Annotated in this window: 13 protein-coding genes; 5 read left to right on the top strand and 8 right to left on the bottom strand. The window is 39.6% G+C overall.

From position 1 onward, the window contains the following. Window positions 1-390: 390 nt before the first annotated feature. The 3 genes from AC1EU2_RS07930 to AC1EU2_RS07920 all read right to left on the bottom strand — a co-directional run bounded on the left by AC1EU2_RS07930 (window position 391) and on the right by AC1EU2_RS07920 (window position 3,931). Entirely contained in the window at window positions 391-2,118 is a 1,728-nt protein-coding gene (locus AC1EU2_RS07930; RefSeq protein ID WP_480297628.1) for a potassium/proton antiporter, read from the bottom strand. A gap of 111 nt (window positions 2,119-2,229) precedes the next feature. Then, entirely contained in the window at window positions 2,230-3,210 is a 981-nt protein-coding gene (locus AC1EU2_RS07925; RefSeq protein ID WP_480297626.1) for a cobalamin biosynthesis protein, read from the bottom strand. A gap of 28 nt (window positions 3,211-3,238) precedes the next feature. Next, the gene (locus tag AC1EU2_RS07920; RefSeq protein ID WP_480297625.1) at window positions 3,239-3,931 is read right to left on the bottom strand and encodes a 5'-methylthioadenosine/adenosylhomocysteine nucleosidase; all 693 of its coding nucleotides are present in this window, start codon (window positions 3,929-3,931) and stop codon (window positions 3,239-3,241) included. 129 nt (window positions 3,932-4,060) lie between these two features. Here AC1EU2_RS07920 and AC1EU2_RS07915 point away from each other — a divergent pair, with 129 nt between their 5' ends. Further along, on the top strand, window positions 4,061-4,516 hold the full coding sequence (locus AC1EU2_RS07915; protein ID WP_480297624.1) for a hypothetical protein: 456 nt from the start codon (window positions 4,061-4,063) through the stop codon (window positions 4,514-4,516). Between the two features lie 6 nt (window positions 4,517-4,522). On the opposite strand, the gene AC1EU2_RS07910 is transcribed toward AC1EU2_RS07915, so the two are convergent. The 3 genes from AC1EU2_RS07910 to AC1EU2_RS07900 all read right to left on the bottom strand — a co-directional run bounded on the left by AC1EU2_RS07910 (window position 4,523) and on the right by AC1EU2_RS07900 (window position 11,031). Then, on the bottom strand, window positions 4,523-5,926 hold the full coding sequence (locus AC1EU2_RS07910; protein WP_480297622.1) for an FAD-dependent oxidoreductase: 1,404 nt from the start codon (window positions 5,924-5,926) through the stop codon (window positions 4,523-4,525). Window positions 5,927-5,936: 10 nt separating this feature from the next. Next, window positions 5,937-10,382 carry a glutamate synthase large subunit gene (gltB, locus tag AC1EU2_RS07905; protein WP_480297621.1) on the bottom strand — a complete coding sequence of 1,482 codons (4,446 nt, stop codon included), beginning with the start codon at window positions 10,380-10,382 and terminating at the stop codon, window positions 5,937-5,939. Window positions 10,383-10,665: 283 nt separating this feature from the next. Further along, window positions 10,666-11,031, bottom strand: a complete 366-nt coding sequence (locus AC1EU2_RS07900; protein ID WP_129946734.1) for an Hpt domain-containing protein — start codon at window positions 11,029-11,031, stop codon at window positions 10,666-10,668. A 147-nt stretch (window positions 11,032-11,178) separates the two neighbouring features. On the opposite strand from AC1EU2_RS07900, the gene AC1EU2_RS07895 reads away from it, so the two are divergent. Next, window positions 11,179-12,078, top strand: a complete 900-nt coding sequence (locus tag AC1EU2_RS07895) for a hydrogen peroxide-inducible genes activator (RefSeq protein WP_480297620.1) — start codon at window positions 11,179-11,181, stop codon at window positions 12,076-12,078. A gap of 78 nt (window positions 12,079-12,156) precedes the next feature. On the opposite strand, the gene AC1EU2_RS07890 is transcribed toward AC1EU2_RS07895, so the two are convergent. Together AC1EU2_RS07890 and mutH are read right to left on the bottom strand one after the other, a co-directional pair. Continuing rightward, window positions 12,157-13,173 (bottom strand): adenylate/guanylate cyclase domain-containing protein, encoded by a 1,017-nt coding sequence (locus AC1EU2_RS07890; RefSeq protein WP_480297618.1) that lies wholly within the window; start codon window positions 13,171-13,173, stop codon window positions 12,157-12,159. A gap of 176 nt (window positions 13,174-13,349) precedes the next feature. After that, complete coding sequence (gene mutH / locus AC1EU2_RS07885) at window positions 13,350-14,015, bottom strand: DNA mismatch repair endonuclease MutH (RefSeq protein ID WP_480297616.1); 666 nt, start codon at window positions 14,013-14,015, stop codon at window positions 13,350-13,352. A 709-nt stretch (window positions 14,016-14,724) separates the two neighbouring features. Between mutH and rppH the strand changes: the two genes are divergently transcribed. The 3 genes from rppH to AC1EU2_RS07870 all read left to right on the top strand — a co-directional run bounded on the left by rppH (window position 14,725) and on the right by AC1EU2_RS07870 (window position 18,438). Further along, window positions 14,725-15,237, top strand: a complete 513-nt coding sequence (gene rppH / locus AC1EU2_RS07880; protein ID WP_480297614.1) for an RNA pyrophosphohydrolase — start codon at window positions 14,725-14,727, stop codon at window positions 15,235-15,237. Window positions 15,238-15,366: 129 nt separating this feature from the next. Next, complete coding sequence (gene ptsP / locus AC1EU2_RS07875; protein ID WP_480297613.1) at window positions 15,367-17,610, top strand: phosphoenolpyruvate--protein phosphotransferase; 2,244 nt, start codon at window positions 15,367-15,369, stop codon at window positions 17,608-17,610. A gap of 24 nt (window positions 17,611-17,634) precedes the next feature. Then, window positions 17,635-18,438, top strand: a complete 804-nt coding sequence (locus tag AC1EU2_RS07870; protein ID WP_480297612.1) for a sulfite exporter TauE/SafE family protein — start codon at window positions 17,635-17,637, stop codon at window positions 18,436-18,438. The last annotated feature ends 22 nt before the right edge of the window (window positions 18,439-18,460 follow it).

The raw sequence follows: 18,460 nt of genomic DNA, 5'->3' as shown, positions 1-18,460 counted from the left end.
GCCGATTAATAAAATTAGAACACCTCTTACATAAGGCATCGCAATGCGATCCTCTAGGCCTGAAGTATAGCTACTTTCGCTTTTAATAATGCAGAGAGCTTATCTGACTAAACACAGAAACTTCGCTCTTGTATGAATGCTTCTCTGCAATTATTTAATCTAAATATTCAGAGAGTGCATTATTTTTAGAGGGGGAGTAAGTTGTGATTTGGTTCTATATAGACGGAGGTTCTTAAGTGAATTACCTTTTATACGATGTTACTTTTTACTCTTAAGAACAGACTGATAGCTTTAAATGTTTTACCTGTATACCACAGACATCAAGTCGATTAAAACCTCATCAGAATATTTAATAAAGGTTTAAGCGCCTTAATAAGAATAAACTGTACTTTATTTAGGAAGTTGGATACCAACACTCTTTATTTGGTGTTCTTCGGCCTCTGCCACAATCCAGCGCAATGATTTCCATCTAAATTGGTCACCTTTTACTGGAGAATCGCCAACGATTGAAGTGATAAGCTCATGTACTCTCCAGTCTCTACTTTCTTCATCAAGTTCGAATGCATAAAGTGGAGCAAGATCAGCAAGCTTGATTTCGGGGTCTATAAAGAAATCACCTAAGAAGCGAGTTGGATCTTGTGATGATTTAGACTCTGGAGGCTGGCTGAATAGCTCACTGAGAAGATTTAAGTGCTTTGGCATACCTAATACACAAAGTGTGTCATCGACTTCTAATTCCGTACTCCCTTTCGGGTGCAATAAACTATTATCTCGGAACAAAGCAATAACCCTTGTTTCATCAGGCATTTCAAGCTTTTTTAATGGTTCTCCGATGCACCACTTTTGTGGGCCCAGTTTGTAAACAAAAATTTCCCACTCAGATTTAGGGTATATTTCTACACCGGCCCGTGATATCGGTTCGGGTTTTGGTGGTAACTCTACCTTTGCTAGTTTAGAAGCGAAGTTCAGTGAAGTGCCTTGTACGATTAATGAAACTAATACAACGAAGAAGGCAATATTGAAATATAGTTGTGCATTAGGAAGTCCTGCCATCATCGGGAATACGGCCAGGATAATAGGTACAGCGCCTCGAAGTCCTACCCATGAGATGAACCATCTTTGACGTTTACTAAAGTGTTTGAACGGAGCAAGACTGATCCATACTGAAATTGGGCGTGCGAAGAAGATCATTCCAAAGGCTAATACTAGGCCTGGAATGATGATGTCATTTAATGATGAAGGAGTTAGAAGCAAACCAAGTATTAGGAACATACCAATCTGACTCATCCATGTCATACCATCTAATACATTTAAAATGGCATGTTTGCCTCTCGTTGGGTTGTTACCTAGAATAAGGCCTGTAAGGTAAATCGATAAGATGCCACTTCCACCTAAATCCGTGCTAATAGCATAGATAATCAAGCCACCACTTATTGCTAAAATCGAATATAAACCTTCATCTAATTGAGTATGATTAATCAGTTGCCATAGTAACCATCCGCCACCAAAACCAAGACCAATCCCTACTGAAAAGTGTTTAAAGAAATTCCAGACCAGCATCCAAGCTGTGTGCTCTTGCCCAAGTGTAGAAAGTAAGCTGATGAGAGTTACAGTTAAAAACACCGCCATTGGATCATTACTACCAGATTCAATTTCTAACGTGGCACCAACTCTTTCGTTTATGCTTCTTCCTTTTAAAAGTGAAAACACCACAGCAGCATCAGTAGAGCCTACAATTGCACCAATCAATAAGCCTTGTAAGAGAGTTAGATCAAAGAGCCACTTTGCGAGTAAGCCCGTAAGTAATGTTGTAAGGGCAACACCTATTGTTGCTAATGATAGGGCTGGCCAGAGAGCAACTTTAAAACTGGCAACACGTGTCCGCATACCACCATCGAGTAAAATTATTGCAAGTGCTAAATTACTTATGATGTATGCAAGCGAGAAGTCATCAAAATGAATGCCGCCGACACCGTCCACTCCAGCCATCATACCAACAACCAGAAACACTAATAAGATAGGAACACCGAGTCGGGAAGAAACAGGGCTGAGCATGACACTGATAGCAATAAGTGTAGCGCCAATGAAAAAGAGATTGTTGATGGTTTCTTGTCCCACTTTTTCTCCTCTTTATTCTGGTGAGTCTATAGCATAGTTAATCTAAATTGGCTTCACAATCTCCATTTGTCTATTCAGTTTTATCATGTTTTTATGACAAACGTTATATCATTAAAAAGACTTTAATGAGAGAACGAAATGACTGAATAAATAAATCATGATTCCACCAATCATCAATACATTCATTGAACTAAATTTTTGCTGTGCTTGAATGATATTTTGAGGGGTTGGATGAGCCCCATATTTAAATTTAGGCGTTAAATGCTTCTGCTGCTGATATATTCGTGGTCCGCCGAGTTCAACGTCAAGTTTAATCGCAGTTAACTCAATCACTTTTGAATACACGCCATATTTTGTTTTATGTGCAACTGAGCGCAACAGTTGTTCGAGAGCTTTAATATTAGTTACAGAAAAAAGTAGGAGATAAACAGAGTATGGAATAACAAAAATGATCTGGTTAATTAAGAATGGTAGTGCTGAGAACGATTTAAATGCTGAGTTAGCTCTTGGCCAAGCATAATCAAGTTGCTTTAACAGCGTTGTAAGCATAACGGCATCAATACCACCGACTAAAAAGCTAAATATAACCAGACTGCTCGATGTGCTTGAAACTTGTGCCATCTTTTCAATACAGGCTTTACTCAAACCAACTGGAGATAAATTGGTTGTTTCTCGTTGACACCAAAGAGAAAGGCTGTGTTTAGCTGAATCGGTATTACCATCGTGAATGAGTACTGCAATGCGTCTAGACTCTCTTATAACCCCGTTATCGGCAAGACAGATAAAGAGTATCAAGGCTTCAAAAAAGAATGGAAATGCGGCTAATTCGATAAAAAAAGAAATAATAAACCAAATTGGAAATACAAGGAAAATGGATGAAAGGCTACCTGCAATGGCTTTTTGTTGAGTTGAACGTTGAGGTCTATTCACTTTTGACGAAAACCTTTTCGCCATTTCGATGTAAAAATATAAAGGCTGATATTTTCGAGGGATTCTTATTAATGCAGATAAAATCACCATCAAAAGTAACAAGCCAATGTTTTGATAAAAGGCTAAATCCGTTTGTATTGTTCTTAAAAAAGTATCAAACATTGGCTCACTATTATTCCTTTACTTAGACTTAAAGTAACTCCATTAATGCTAGTACAACCAATGCAGAATGATGGCCAGCTTTCACAATGTAGGAATCAAAATCAACAGCTGAGTCACTATTGGCGTTGTCAGACAAAGAACGGATAACAACGAAAGGAATATTGAATTTATGACAAACCTGAGCAATCGCTGCGCCTTCCATTTCACAAGCAGCCATAGTTGGGAAGTTGGCTAACATTGTTTTTGTACGCTCTGGATCGCATACAAAGGTATCGCCTGAACAGATTAAGCCAAGCTTAGATTTTACTTGTCCAACTTTTTCAATTGCGCCTTGAGTTAGGTGTAATAAATGCTCATCAGCTTTAAATGCTGCTGGATTTTGCGGTAGCTGACCGATTTCATAGCCAAAAGCAGTAAGATCAGCATCATGATGGCGAACTTCAGATGAAACAACAATATCGCCAATATCAAGATCATCAACAAAACCGCCTGCGGATCCCGTATTTACGATTTTTTCGGGATTAAACATTTGGATGAGTAAAGTTGTAGCCATACTTGCTGCAACTTTACCAATGCCTGAACGAGTAATAATGATCTCATGATTTGAGTACTGACCAGTGACAAATTCAATGCCTGCAATAGTTTGAGTTTGTGTGTTTTCTAATGCTTCAATTAAGTGAACAACTTCCGGCTCCATAGCGCCGATTACACCGATTTTCATTTTATGGCCTTGAGGTGAAATTATTAGTTTAATTTTACAGGTAAATGATGAGAGCTAAAAGTCTGGATTAACATTTGAATCTCTTGTTATCTATACTTTAGATATTTAAGTATTGAAAAGGCTTTAATATTGGAAAAGAAAGTTGGTTCGGACTCAAAGCAAACTGTTGATTTTAGTTTGCAATATGCAAATGAAACGACTCAAGAAGATATTGAGTATAGTAAAGCAGTTAATGAAATGTTGGTAAGCATCAAAGAAGCTGTAGGAGACGATCAATTTTCAAAGGTCTACTCAACAGGACTTGGGTTATGTTTATCATATTTCGAAGAGCAAGTTTGGACGTCTCAAATAATATCCTTGATGAAAAATTTAAATGAAGAGGTTCAATGTATCGAAGGTGTGAGCTTTTCATTCAATACTAAAGATGACATAGAGGGCGACGAAATGAGGTGCTCTTTAGAGCTCATACGAACAATACCTGTAGAAAGACAAAGAAGGGACGGAAGCTCTTTAGATAAATATACACTTACATCTCGCATCTCATTGCCATTAATAAATTTTAAAATGTGTAGAGATGCGAGTTAACTTTATTTAGTTTAAGAATTCTAAAATGCCAATCGCCGCCTTTCTTCCTTCATCAATTGCAGTAACAACAAGATCTGCACCTCGAACCATGTCACCACCAGAGAACACTTTGGGGTTTGAAGTCTGATAAGCATATTGGTGACGATTAACCACAACTCTATCTTTGATGTCTAATTCAATACCGTGTTGTTTCATCCAATCTGTCGGATTAGGTTGAAAGCCAAAAGCCACAATAACAGCATCAGCTTCTATCAATTGGTTTGAATCTTCGATCATTTTGAAACTAGGGCGTGGATTTCCTTCTTCAAACTCTAAATGAGTTTGTAAACATTCAACCCCTGAAACTTTACCATTGTTCACTTTTATTTCTATTGGCTGATGGTTAAAGATGAAATTAACACCTTCTTCTTTGGCATTAGCAACTTCATTTGCTGACCCAGGCATGCTGGATTCGTCACGACGGTAGAGTAAGGTTATTTTTCTGGCACCTTGCCTAACCGCTGTTCGGACACAATCCATTGAAGTATCGCCGCCACCCAGCACGACGACATTTCGATCTTTTAAATCAATAAATGGGTATTCTTCAGATGATTGATTAAGAATTTTCTTAGTGTTAGCAATTAAATAAGGTAAGGCTTGATAGACGCCTTGCGCATTTTCATTAGGAATATTGGCAATGATAGCCTTGTAGGTTCCAAGTCCCAGAAACACAGCGTCATGAGAGTCCGCGATATCATCAAAGCTGATATCTAAACCAATTTGAGTGTTAAGCTGAAACTTAACCCCCATCCCTTCGAGGATTTTACGTCTGTGCTGGATAATCGACTTTTCTAGCTTGAATGCCGGAATTCCGTAGGTGAGTAATCCTCCGATCTCAGGATACTTATCGTATACTGTTGCAGTAATACCATTTCGAGCAAGTACATCAGCACAGGCAAGTCCAGCAGGGCCAGCACCAATAATCGCAACATTTTCTGGCCGACTTTGAACGTGAGATAAGTCAGGCTTCCAACCTTGTTTTATGGCGGTATCAGTAATGTAGCGTTCAATATTACCAATCGTCACTGCCCCAAAATCGTCGTTAAGCGTACAGGCGCCTTCGCATAGCCTATCTTGTGGGCATACACGCCCGCACACTTCCGGAAGGCTATTCGTTTGATGAACTAAGTCTGCGGCTTCCATCAAGCGGTTTTCTGAAATCAGCTGAAGCCAGTTTGGGATGTAATTATGCAGTGGGCATTTCCACTCACAATATGGATTACCACAATCTAAGCAGCGGGATGCCTGAGACTCAATTTGTTGCTTTTGATTCGGGCGATAAATTTCAACAAATTCTGTTTGCCTTTGTTGAATGTCTCTTTTATCAGCAAGGTGACGATTTATTTCTATAAATTGGAAATCATTATTCATAGTTGTCACCTTATCCTTGTCTCATGATGAGCAGTGAATCTTTAGGATCAAAAACTAAAAGATCATTGATGTCAGCTTGTTTGGGTTTGACTAATACAAAACAATTTTTCCAATGCTCAAATTCTTCAATGATATGTTTGGCGTGTTCGCTATTAGTTTCTATGGCATGCAACTTAATGAGTTGCTTGAGAAATTCTTGATGGCCTTTATGGGTGAGTGGCACATACTCAACTAATTCGTTGTTGACTCTTTGATTAAATTGCCCAAATTGATCGAACACATAAGCGAAACCGCCAGTCATACCTGCACCAAAATTCACACCCGTTTGTCCGAGCACAACAACAGTGCCACCAGTCATATATTCGCAAGCGTTATCGCCTACGCCCTCAACTACGGCAATGGCGCCTGAGTTTCTTACCGCAAAGCGTTCACCCGCTTGTCCTGCAGCGTAAAGTTCGCCCCCTGTAGCACCATATAAGCATGTGTTGCCAATGATGGTGGCTTCTTCACTGGCAAACCGACTATCGACGGGTGGTTGAATTGCTATTTTCCCACCGGACATTCCCTTACCAACATAATCGTTACTGTCTCCACAAAGGTAGAGGCTCATCCCATTAGTGTTCCATACACCAAAGCTTTGTCCTGCACTGCCTTTAAAACAGAGTTTGAGATGGAGTTGATTTTGATTCGGATGCTTTTGCTGAGCAATATAACCAGCCAAGCTTGCACCTACAGAACGGTCGGTGTTTTTGATACTAAAATGGCCGATGAAGCTGGAGTTTTTTTCAATGACTTGTTTGCATGCTTTCAAAAGCATTTGATTCATTTCACCGATATCTTTTGGTGGATTGGTCTCGCTCCAAGTGATCGGTTTATTTTGTACTGGAGCCTCTTTGCCTAAGATTTGATTGAGTTCAAGTTGTTGATGATTCGTATGCTCTGCTTCATGTTGGCTTAGCAGCTCACTTCGACCAACTAAGCTTTCGAGTGATGTTTCCCCCAACTTTGAAATTTGCTCACGCAGATCTTGAGCAAGAAATTCAAAATATTGCATTACCCTTTCAGGTTCTCCATGATAATGCTTTTCTCTCAGTGTTTTATCTTGAGTTGCAATCCCTGTCGCACAATTATTTAAGTGACAAATACGTAAGTACTTACAACCCAGTGCGAGCATTGGAACAGTGCCAAAACCAAAGCTTTCAGCACCTAAAAGCGTTGCTTTGATGATATCTTTTGCTGTTTTTAAACCACCATCCACTTGGAGACGAATTTTATGCCTGACTCCATTTTTTACTAAAGTCTGATGGACTTCTGCAAGACCAAGTTCCCAAGGGCTTCCTGCATATTTTACAGAGGTAAGTGGGCTTGCCCCTGTACCACCATCGTACCCAGAAACAGTGATCATATCGGCATAAGCTTTTGCTACACCTACTGCAATCGTGCCAATTCCTGGTGTAGCGACCAGTTTAACTGATACCAATGCCTTAGGATTGATCTGTTTTAAATCGAAAATCAGCTGAGCGAGATCTTCTATCGAATAAATATCATGATGTGGTGGCGGTGAGATTAAAGTAACACCTGGCTTTGCATGCCTCAGCTTTGCTATTTCAACGCTGACTTTATGACCTGGGAGTTGACCACCTTCCCCTGGTTTAGCACCTTGCGCCATTTTAATTTGCAGCACTTCTGCATTAATAAGGTATTCTGCTGTTACGCCAAATCGGCCTGAGGCAATTTGCTTTATCGCTGAATTACGCTTGGTGTTAAACCTTGCAGAATCCTCACCACCTTCACCGGAATTAGATCGTCCGCCCAAGCGATTCATCGCAACGGCTAACGCTTCGTGTGCTTCAGGACTTAAGGCACCAATACTCATTGCAGCGGTGTCAAAACGAGAGTATAAATTACTTGCCTCTTCTACTTGGTTGATATCGGTTGGCGAATCAGTCCAATTGATCTTTAAAAGATCTCTAAGCGTTGCTGTTGGTCGTTTATCGACAAGTGCACTGAATTTTTGGTATTCGACATAACTTTGATTACGCAATGCAGAATGTAGTGTCATCACTACATCAGGATTAAAGCAGTGATATTCACCATCATTAACATATTTGAGCTGCCCGCCTTGAGGCAGTGGTAAGAAATCTTTTTTAGATAAGCGATAAAGCGCTTGTTGGGACTTGGAAACGTCATCAAAGCCTATACCTTCAACTCGGCTACAAGCACCGTTAAGGCATAAGTCGACGACTTCTTGGTTAAGGCCGATGACTTCAAATTGTTGGCTACAACGGTACGAGCTAACCGAACTAATTCCCATTTTCGACATGATCTTTCGCAAACCTTTTTCGATACCTGTTCGGTAATCAAGGTTTAACTGAGTGATTGGCTTTTGCCTGACTTGTGCCATAGCAGCAAGTGATTCATATACGAGATAAGGGTAAATAGCAGTTGCACCAAATCCGAGTAGTACAGCAAAGTGGTGAGGATCTTTGGTGCTACCAGTTTCGACAATAATGTTTGTATCGCAACGCAAGTTGTTATCAACAAGCGTCTTATGGATTAAACCAACAGCCAAGACCGCTGGGATAATAAGCTTGTCTTGCTCGGTTACTCTGTCTGACAGAATGAGGAGTGTTGTACCACCAAATGCCAGCTTTTGTGCTCTTTCAGCAATCCTGTTCAACGCCGATTTCAACCCCTCTTCTTCTGAATAAGAGAGACTAACTGTATCGTGGCGGTAATAACTCGGATTCAATTCTTTAAGCTGACTAAAGTCGCTATAAAGAAGGATAGGGGAGTTGAACATTACTCGATAAGCGTGACCGGTTGTTTCATTAAATAAGTTTTGCTCACGACCTGCGCAGGTTGCCAAAGACATTACATGCTTTTCACGCAATGGGTCGATAGGGGGATTCGTGACTTGAGCAAATTTTTGCCTGAAATAATCATAAATCGATCGTGGCTTGAGTGACAGCACTGCGATCGGTGTATCATCGCCCATAGAACCTGTAGCTTCTTGCGCATTAGCTGCAATTGGCCAGATGACTTGCTCGAGCTCTTCTTTGGTGTAACCAAAGAGCTTTTGATATTGAAGCAATGTTCCTGACGCCATTTCACTATGGCCTTGAGCTTCTTCAGGAATGTCTTCTGCGGGTATTAAAACAGTGTTGTGTTCCTTTATCCACTCTTTATATGGGTGGCGGCGTTTTAAATCATTATCGATTTCAAAAGATTGAAATAGCTTACCGCTCATGGTGTCAATGACCAAAAGTTCACCAGGGCCAATTCTTCCTTTAGCTACTACGTCACTGTCTTTGTAATCCCAAATTCCAACTTCTGAAGATACAGTGAGAATGCGATCTGAAGTGATGATATATCTCGAAGGACGTAAGCCATTTCTATCAACCGAACAGGCAGCGTAACGACCGTTTGTCATCACAACACCCGCAGGACCGTCCCAAGGCTCCATATGCATGGAATTAAAATCATAAAAAGCTTTCAGCTCTTCATCCATTTCAGGATTAGATTGCCAAGCTGGCGGAATTAATAGGCGCATAGCTCGATAAAGATCCATCCCACCACACAGGAGCATATCGAGCATATTATCAAGGGATGATGAGTCAGATCCTGATTGATTCACAAAAGGACGAGCTTGTTGTAAATCGGGCAATAATGGGGAGTGGAATTTATATGAACGGGCCTTTATCCATTGTCGATTACCTGTGATGGTATTAATCTCACCATTGTGTGCAAGGTATCTAAATGGCTGAGCTAACGGCCACTTGGGATTAGTGTTTGTTGAAAAGCGTTGATGAAATAAACAAATTGAGCTTTTAAGCTTTGAATCTTTAAGATCAGGATAATATTTATCAAGATCTGCAGGCATCATTAGACCTTTATAAACGATAACTTGTCCAGATAAGCTGGCAATATAAAAGTCTGGATCATCGGTTATAGATTGCTCTATACGGCGTCTTGCCATATACAATCTACGTTCGAGATCCTTTACTCGCCAACCAATAGGAGAGTTAATTAAAACTTGGACAATCTGTGGTTCTGATTCTGCGGCAATTTCTCCTAAGACATCACGATCTACAGGTACCTGTCTCCAACCTGCGATGCTTAATGTTTCTTTTGTCAGTTCATCTTCGAGTTTTTGTTTTGCGAGGTCAGCTTTTAGTGGGTCTTTACTTAAAAATATGACGCCAACAGCAAATTTTCGGCTAAGGTGCCAGTTATTTTTTTCGGCGATTTCAGTGAAAAAATCAGTAGGGGTTTGCATTAAAATTCCGCAACCATCTCCTGTTTTTCCATCTGCTGCAATACCACCTCTGTGTTTTAATTTATCTAAACTTTGAACTGCAAGCTCTACAATTTTATGGCAGGCTTCACCGTCCATTTGGGCGATTAGTCCAAATCCGCAGTTCTCTTTTTCAAAACTTGGGTGATATAAACTCATCAATTACTCCATTTATATGCTCCTGAATGCACTATTTATGCGATAGGCTCGACCAAAATATAGCCTAATGTGACGTAGGTCAACTTATCATGAGAACGATAATGTAGTTTTAATGTACTTTTTTTGTAGTTTTGTTGCAGGAATTGGATGATTTATGATGTTACTTATCGATATTAAGGTGTTTTTGTGAAATAAAATTAGAAGAAGTAAATATATAGATTAAATTAAATTTGTGAATTGTTATTCGGGTTAGCCCTGCGTGTATGCAGGGCTATGAATAAATCTATGATTTTGATTCAAGGTATTGCTTTAACTGCTGTAAATCATGAGCAGCATTTTCAAGAATAGTGCCCAGCCAGTAATCTTTTTCTAGCTGCCATGATGCTTCTTCACCATGTTGTAACTTTTGAGCGAACTGCTGAATACGCTTTAGGCCGACAGAACCTGCTGCGCCTTTAAACTTATGAGCTTCAGAACATAAGGTATCTTTATCACTCGACTCATTCGCTTTTTCTAAGTTATCTAAGTATTCAGGCAGAAGTTGTTCGAATAAAACGACGCTTTTAAGTAGAGTTGCGGCACCAATGGCGTTACAGTATTGCTCCAATGTATTTAGATCTAAAATTACGTCCAAATCAGTATTCGCCATTTTTTACCTCGTAAAGTTACGCTAAAACTTAAAATCTATTTCCGCATGATACTCAGTATTGATCCTGCTGCAAAGAAATACATGAGTTTAAGTGTAAAATGAAGCAATATTGTCTCAAAAACTTAACAATGTAGATTAGAGTTGTTTATGAAAAATTTACCCAGTTTAAAGAATTTATACTATTTGGTGCACTTGCATCATGAACAGAACTTTAATCGAGCCGCTAAAGCTTGTTTTGTCAGCCAATCAACATTATCGACTGGCATCCAAAACTTAGAAGAACTACTAGGGCAGCAACTTATTGAGCGTGATCATAAGTCGTTTATGTTTACTCCAACAGGCGAAGAAGTGGTTGGTCGAGCAAAAGAGCTCCTAGCTGACGTCACAGATTTGATGGAGTACGTACAATTACAATCAGAGCCAATGGCTGGAGAGTTGAAAGTTGGCTGTATCCCGACCATTGCGCCTTTTTTAGTGAGCCGCTTATTAACTGTCTGCCAAGAGAAGTATCCCAATCTAGAATTACAAATTAAAGAAGATACTACAGAGCAGTTGTTATTAGCATTGGGCGAAGGAACCTTAGATCTTCTTATTTTGGCTTTACCTGTAGATACAGGCAGCTTTCATAGCATGGCGCTAGGCAAAGACCCATTTAAAATGATTGTTCATGAGCAGTTTGCTGGTGGTCTTGTTGAACCGTTAGATTACAAAGCGATGCCAGATAATAGTATTTTTCTACTGCAGAAAGAGCACTGCATTACGGGACATGCGGTCAGTGCATGTCAGTTACAAGATAGTAAGAAAGTCCATCCGTTTTCCGCAACAAGTTTACATACACTCGTGCAAATGGTGAACAGTAAGCTTGGCGCAACCTTTTTACCGCAAATGGCTATCGACTCTGGCATTTTACACAATACGGATTTACAAGTACTCATGCCTCCGGGGGAGGCACCATATCGTGATATCGGAATTACTTGGCGCCAGACGTCGAGTCGAATTCGTACTTTTCGGACATTAGGGGAAGAGATTAAAGGGTTACTGAAATAAGCTATCCCTATCCATCGAATAGCAAATTGATTCAAACAGTATTATTTAATAAGGTATTTTCTCATTTTATCTTATTCTTTACTGTTTGATTTCTTTGTCTTCTACTGCGAATACTTGCATTGAATGTTGCTTACCTTTCAGTTTTACCATACCTAGATCAATTAATTTAATATCAGAAACTTGTTGTAAGCGAATGGCTACGGCTGCTGAGATCAGCAACTTCTGTTTAAGTGGACCACACTTATCTTGCAAGCGTGCTAGGGTATTCAATACGTCACTGAAAAAGCTAATTTCTTGTTTTTGCACACCAACAACAGCTGTAACGACTTGACCACAATGAACTGCAGCTTTGAACTGTGGAACTAGGCCATATTTTTGTTTGAAGAAGTTACCTTGCCATTTTAGAATTTGATTAAATTCGGTGTATAAGTTGATACAACGATCTTCTTCGACGCCGTCTTTAAGTGACCAATGAATTAAAACCGCATCTCCCATGTATCGATAAATGTCGGCATTATTATCTGTAACTGGATCAGATAACAATCTAAAGCAATCTTGAATTAAACAGCTGAAACGGTAATCTCCAAGTTGTTCTGCATGAGCGGTAGAGTTAGTCATATCCAAATACATAAATAAACGCTGTTCGTATCTTGGACGATGATATTTACCCAAAGCGATATTGATCAATTCTTTTGGGCCAACAAGTAAACCCATTTGTTCAATAAAAGCCAATGACAATCTGACGACGATCATATAGATCAGAAGTAAATGAAAAGCGCTAGATTGTATGATGTTCGTCGCCTCAATATGCCATAGAGTGGTCATTCGGTTATGGACTTCCCATAACTCAATAAACTGCATGAAACCGGCGATACCGACAGCTCCGCCAAGAAGCAGAATGCCTTTAACAAAAAGAGTGGCTAAATAGGTGAGTTTAGAGACAAAGCTAAAGTCTACAATGAGGTTGGATAACCAATGGAGACAGCCTAAAATAATGCCAATGTAAATGGCAAAAACTTTAATGTCGGCTTCAGTTGAAGCCCAATGAGGAAGCGCTGTAGTTTGCGAATATCTAAAAAACACAAAGACAGACATAGCAAGGGTCCAAGCAACAATTGCAAAGCCCAATTTTTTAGATTGACGACAAATTCTCAATGTACTAATTACTACTTAAAATTAGGGATGCGAAGTCTAGACGTTTATAGCAGCCAAATGCCAGTAGTTTGTGTGATTTAGATCAACAAAAGCTCAAACTTTGTCTCAGTCGATGGTCAACTGAAAGCTTTGGCGAGAATTCGTGAAGTAAATGCTGTTTTAAGATAAAAACCTCTAGGATTCACTTGTTTTATTTTTCCAAATTCATCGATTGTCTCAGTAAGTGCTTTACTGTTGGCACCTTTTGGCCTTAATTGCATTACCTCACCATAGCGTGCGGTAATTGTTTCAACTCGACCTACAGAGATAAGTTCAATAATCTCTTCCCAGTCTTGTTTAAGCAGCAGGAATTCATTTTGATCAGGTTGCCATAAAAATGGAGTACCGATTCTTCGGCTTCCAATGGGGATATTTCGATCGCCTTCAATTGGCACCCATAACACTCGTTGAATCTTATTGAAAACAACACTGTTTTCAAAGCAGGCTGTAAAAGGTGGCATGAGTGGGCAAAAAGTAACAAATGTCGTTTCGAGAGGTTTACCATTTTGGTTGATCGGAATGGTTTTTAGCTCGACGCCGATCTCTTGGAAATCTTGTTCAGCTTTAGACCCTGCTGTTGCCCCTAGTTCAGTCTCAATAAGTTGTCCTACCCAGCCTTTGTCCCGTTTCAGATCTTTAGGAACTGGAATATGGTTCATTTCTGCAACATTAGCTAAGGTGAGCCCTGCCATATCAGAAGCACGAGTTAATAATTCATCAATAGATTTTGGGGCAGATTTCATACAATAACTTCAGCGGTTGTGGTCAACGATTAGTGTACCAATAAATAAATTATTGAGGTGGTTAAAATGTGTGCGATCAATTTTGATCGAGTGAAACTTCACTTGAAAGAATATAACTGTATGAAAAAGTTATCATTGTTTTGCTGTGTTAGCACACTTTTTTTCTTGAAAATGGCATTTAACCGCTTATCCCTATATTTCCTCACACAGTTATCCACAGAATATTGGGATAACTTTTTGCATTAAAGTGCCTAAACCAAAAATATACCTATGGTCAACCTAAATTTTGTGGTTTTTTTAGGCTTGAATGAAAAAAAATGACCATCATTTGTGTATAAAAATATTCTAGAATTGAGATTGTAAAATAGAAAATGTGAATGGGTTAAAAACTGTTCTATGCAGGTAATGTGGACTAATTGAAAGTGTATTTGATTCTAAAGTGTTGAAACATAAGTTTTTTATATTTTAAGGTGTGAGGCTGAGTCTTTACTTTATAATTGTAAATGGCAGTCATTATTCACTTTTTCAAAGTTTCGAACAGAGATATCCACAGAAATTGTGGATAAACTGATAAGTATCTGAATTGTAATGTTGATAAGTTTAGCTTTTTACGAAGGTTATCCCAAAATGCTGTGTAAACATAGATTTGCCGAAGTTCATAGTTTGTGAAACAATCAGTTTATAAATGGGAAAGAAATTTGGAGTCCATGTGATTGATAGTGACGGCTTCCGTGAAAATGTAGGCATCATTATCTGTAACAAATTCGGTCAAGTCATGTGGGCCAGAAGATTTGGACAACATTCATGGCAGTTTCCACAGGGTGGTGTGGATGACGGTGAAACTGCAGAGCAGGCGATGTACCGTGAACTCTATGAAGAAGTTGGCTTATTGCCAGAGCATGTAAATATTCTATCAGTAAGTCGCTCATGGTTGAGGTATCGTTTACCTAAACGATTAGTGAGACAAGACAGTAAACCTGTTTGTATCGGTCAGAAACAAAAATGGTTTTTACTGCAACTGAACAGTAATGAAAAGGCAATTAATCTGAACGCTTCTGGTCATCCTGAGTTTGATGACTGGCGCTGGGTAAGTTATTGGTATCCTGTAAGACAGGTAGTTTCTTTTAAACGAGATGTTTATCGAAAAGCGATGAAGGAATTTGCGCCTGTTGTGCTTGCGATGCAAAACAGGGATACAGGTCGAAGAAGGTTTAAAAGATAAGTTAAGAAGCGGCTCAACGAGTCGCTTTTTTTATGTATATTCCGAATAGTAATGCTAAGTTTAGATTTGACATAAAAAGGTGCGTTTGAGATAAAAAGAATATTGTTCATTATTGATGGGAGGCGATAGTTGTTAACACTGCTAAAAAAGATCAGTCAAGAAATGGCTGCTGCCCAGCAATACGAACAGGCGCTGAATATTCTAGTTTCCAGTACAAAAGAAGCCATGAATACTCAATGTTGCTCTGTCTTTATTTTGGAAGGAAGTAAACTCGTTTTATCTGCTACAGATGGCTTGAAAAAGGCCGCAGTTGGCAAGTTTAAAGTTCCTATTACTAAAGGGGTGATTGGCTGGACAGTCCAAAAAGAAGAGCTGATAAATCTCGCCGATGCAAGAGAACATCCACAATTTTATACATCACGGGTCTTAATGGAAGATGAGTACAGAGCCATTTTATCCGTGCCTATCATTCACAGAAAGCAAGTCCTAGGTGTATTAGCAATACAGCAATCAGAAGCTCGACAATATAACGAGGAAGAAGAAGCGTTTTTAGTGACGCTGTCCGCTCAAGTTGCTGTCGCAATTAATGGCTTAAAGCAAAAGAAAAAAGTACAAATAGCTCGTAGGCAAGTTCTACTGAAAGGAGAGTCAGCTTCTCAAGGTGTTGCTATTGCAAATGCGTTAGTTATTGGTGGGCAAATCACGCTTGAACAGCCAAACATTCCATGTACTGATGTCGATGTGGAATATCAAAAATTATGTTCAGCCATTACTCGAACTCGAGCCAGTCTTGATGAAATCACCCAAAAATTTAATAGTGAACAACACGAAGAACTTGCTTCGATTTTTAGTGCCTTACATTTATTGTTAGATGAAAGTAGTTTAGGTGGTGAATACGAAAAAGAAGTGATGTTGGGGTGGAGTGCTGAATCTGCTGTTAGTCGAGTATCTCTGCGTTATATAGCGCAGTTTTCGGTCATGGATGATGCTTATTTGAAAGAGCGTGCTACGGATATTAGAGATTTAGGTCAAAGAGTTTTAAGGCAATTAATTGAACCTAATCGCATCAAGCTTGAACCTGATGAAAAAGTCATCTTAATTACTAGAGAAGCTGATGCAACCAGTTTAGCTGAATTTCCTCGACAAAAATTGGCTGGTGTCGTCTCTGAGTTTGGCGGTATTAACTCTCATGCCTGCATTATGGCTAGAGCATTAGGGATTCCTGCCATCGTTGGTGTAGACAAGCTCTTGCTGGCAGAGCTTGATGGCAAGCAATTAATCCTCAATGCAAATCGTGGACAATTACTCATTTCACCAACTCGATCGATGCTGAAAGAGTATCGAGAGTTAATCAGTGCAGAACAAGCATTAGAGAGAAAGTATCGTCGAGATTTAAAGAAACCTACGATCACGGTTGATGGTAAAAAAGCGGAACTGCATGTAAATGCTGGCTTGTTAAGTGGAATACACAATGAGACGGTAAAAGAGGCAGATGGTATAGGTCTGTACCGAACTGAAATTGCATTTATGATGCAACCTCGCTTTCCGAGTGAGGCTGAGCAACACAAAATTTATTCTGAAGTATTAGAAGCTGTACCTGGCCGGCCAGTCATTATGAGAACGTTGGACATAGGTGGAGATAAGCCATTACCTTACTTCCCTATTAATGAAGATAATCCATTTTTAGGCTGGCGAGGGATACGAATGTCTCTGGACCATCCTGAACTTCTTCAAATTCAACTCAGAGCCATGTTATTAGCGGATGCGGGAAGGCAACAGTTACAAATCTTATTGCCTATGGTCAGTCATCTCAAAGAAATTGATGAGACATTGGAATACTTTGATAAAGCGCATCATGAAATCCAAGAAGAGCTTGGTAGTCAGCTTCAGAAGCCTAAAATAGGAATTATGATAGAAGTACCGAGCTTGATTTATCAGTTAGATCAAGTGGCACAGCGGGTCGATTTTGTTTCTGTAGGCAGCAATGATTTAACTCAGTACTTGCTGGCGGTTGATCGTAATAACCCTAGAGTAACCAGTCTGTACGACAGCCTACATCCAGGTGTGTTGAGAGCATTACAAAGAATCATGTTGGACTGTCAACAACATCAACTTGAAGTGAGCGTGTGCGGAGAACTTGCCGGAGAACCCATGGGAGCAATGCTATTACTTGCAATGGGGTGTGATAAGTTGAGCATGAATCATGGTAATATAGCTAAAATTAATTACTTAATGCGACGTGTCAGTTTTACAGAGTTACAATGTATATTGAGAAGAGCGCTGTTACTGGACAGTGGTCAAGAAGTTCGAGATTTACTCACTAAGTATTTATCTGCACAAGGTATAACACTCGAAGCTGACACAGACGTTTAGCATTATTCCTTTTGGAGTACACCTTTGGAAAATTTATTCGTCATCATCGGAATATGTATGATGCTCGGAGCCTTTGTCGGGTTTATGGCTGGATTGCTGGGCATTGGTGGCGGTTTAATTGTTGTTCCAGCATTGATGTACTTGCTTCCTAAAGCAGGCATTCAACCTCAATTTGTACCAATAATAGCCATTGCTACTTCGCTTGCAAATATGGTGCTAACCACATTCTCTGCCGCAACAGCCCATTATCGTAGGCAAAATGTTTCACTAGATGTTGCAAAGGTTTTGGTTCCAGGCATTTTAATTGGGGCACTATTTTCTGGCACCATTGCATCGTATATCCCTGCTGAACATATGAAAAAGATCTTCGCTGTGTTTGTCATTTTGATGGCAATAAACATGGCTAGACCTATAAAAGCTGAATCTGTAGAAGGAGCCTTACCGAGTAAAGCCGTGTTGTTGGGATTAATGATTGTGATTGCAATCGTATCTGGTGTTCTAGGGATTGGTGGTGGTGTCATGGTTATTCCTATGCTTTGTTATTTTGGTTTGCAGATGCAAAAAGCGGTAGGTTTATCTAGCTTAGTTAGTCTGTGTGTCGCTCTTGCTGGTAGTGTGGGTTACATCATAGCGGGCTGGGATGTTACAGGCTTACCTTCGGGCACCATTGGTTACATCTATATTCCTGCTTTATTAGGTATAGCGGTAACTTCAACAATAGTCGCTCCTTTGGGGGTTAAAGCTGCAATGGCATGGCCGACTAAGAAATTAAAACTGTTTTTTGCTATTTTCTTAGCACTTGTTGGATTAGAGCTCGTTATAAGTTAAACGGGAACTATTGGATATTTAC

Source organism: Parashewanella sp. 2304DJ23-3, from assembly GCF_056591695.1.
Note: the sequence above shows the minus strand (reverse complement) of the source record. Positions and strands in the feature narration are given on the sequence as shown.